Origin of the sequence: Kitasatospora sp. NPDC059571 (assembly GCF_042735675.1) — a bacterium.
Lineage (GTDB): Bacteria > Actinomycetota > Actinomycetes > Streptomycetales > Streptomycetaceae > Kitasatospora.
The window spans coordinates 1-1,228 of sequence record NZ_JBHWBW010000854.1; the positions used below are offsets into that span (position 1 = coordinate 1).

The 1,228-nt window shown below is 73.2% G+C and carries 2 protein-coding genes; one reads left to right on the plus strand and one right to left on the minus strand.

Translation table 11 applies throughout. The features are described from left to right. Positions 1-23: 23 nt before the first annotated feature. Positions 24-608, minus strand: coding sequence for a hypothetical protein (locus tag ACFV0G_RS39540; RefSeq protein ID WP_380558828.1), 585 nt, complete (start codon positions 606-608; stop codon positions 24-26). 187 nt (positions 609-795) lie between these two features. Here ACFV0G_RS39540 and trxA point away from each other — a divergent pair, with 187 nt between their 5' ends. Next, on the plus strand, positions 796-1,191 hold the full coding sequence (gene trxA, locus ACFV0G_RS39545) for a thioredoxin (RefSeq protein WP_380558831.1): 396 nt from the start codon (positions 796-798) through the stop codon (positions 1,189-1,191). The last annotated feature ends 37 nt before the right edge of the window (positions 1,192-1,228 follow it).

Consider the following 1,228-nt stretch of genomic DNA (forward strand, 5'->3'; position numbering starts at 1 on the left):
GGGGTCGGGGGCCCCCGGGGCCGTCAGTAGCCGTAGCCGCCGCCCGAGGAGCCGCCGGAGGGGATCATCACGGCGGCCGTGATCTTGGCGCCGCTCGGGGCGACGACCCACCAGGTGCCGCCGAATCCCTGGCCGTTGGTGTCCCCGGCCTTGCCGTCGGGGGCGTAGTGGTAGAGCGGCCAGCCGTTGAGGGTGACCTGCTTGGTGCCGTCCGCGCGGGTCACCGTGGAGACCAGCTTGGCGTCGATGCCCTTGAGCTGCGGGGTACCGCCGGTGGAGACCACCGGGGGCCAGGTGGTGGCGCAGTTGCCGTTGCAGTTGGACATCGGGGGCTTGGCGGTGTCCTTGTCGAAGCGGTACAGCGTGAAGCCGTTGCCATCGGTGACGATGGTGCCGAAGGACGAGTTCGCGGTCTTCAGGACGGTCGCGCCGGCGGCCTGGGCGCTGCCGGCGGCCGCTCCGCTCCCGGACGGGGTCGACGGGCCGGCCGGACTCGGGGCGGCGGGTGCGCTGCTCGCGGTGGACGCGCTGGATCCGCATCCGGCGGCGAGGGCTGCGACGGCGGCGCCCGCGGCGGCGACCAGGGCGGCTCGGCGGTGGAGAAGCATGGCTGATTCCCCCAGGAATCGGTGGGTACGGGGCCTGGGCGTGTGCGCTCTGCCCGCACCAGGGAGTACGGCTGCGGAGCGCGTTCCACTCACCCCGGCCGCGGCTTCTTCGCGGGAGCCGCCGGAATACCTCCGCCACCGTCCCCGTTGACGTGGCCGGACCACTCCGGAAGGGCAGGTAGAACACATGAGCACGGTCGAGCTGACCACCGAGAACTTCGACGACATCGTTCCCGGGCCCGAGGGGAAGGACTTCGTCCTGATCGACTTCTGGGCCGAGTGGTGCGGGCCGTGCCGGATGTTCGGGCCGGTCTTCGAGCGGGCGTCCGAGCGGCACGAGGACATCGTGTTCGCCAAGGTCGACACCGAGGCCCAGCAGGAGCTGGCGGCCGCCTTCGGCATCCAGTCGATCCCGACGCTGGCCATCATCCGCGAGGGTGTGCTGGTGTTCGCGCAGCCGGGCGCCCTGCCGGAGCCCGCGCTGGAGGACCTGATCGGCCAGGCCCGCACGCTCGACATGGCCGAGGTGCACGCGGGGGTGGCGAAGGCCCGCGCCGTGGCGGTGTCCGCCGCCGGGGCCTGACCTTCCGGCCGCCGATCGGCGCGCCGCGCGCCCGGAC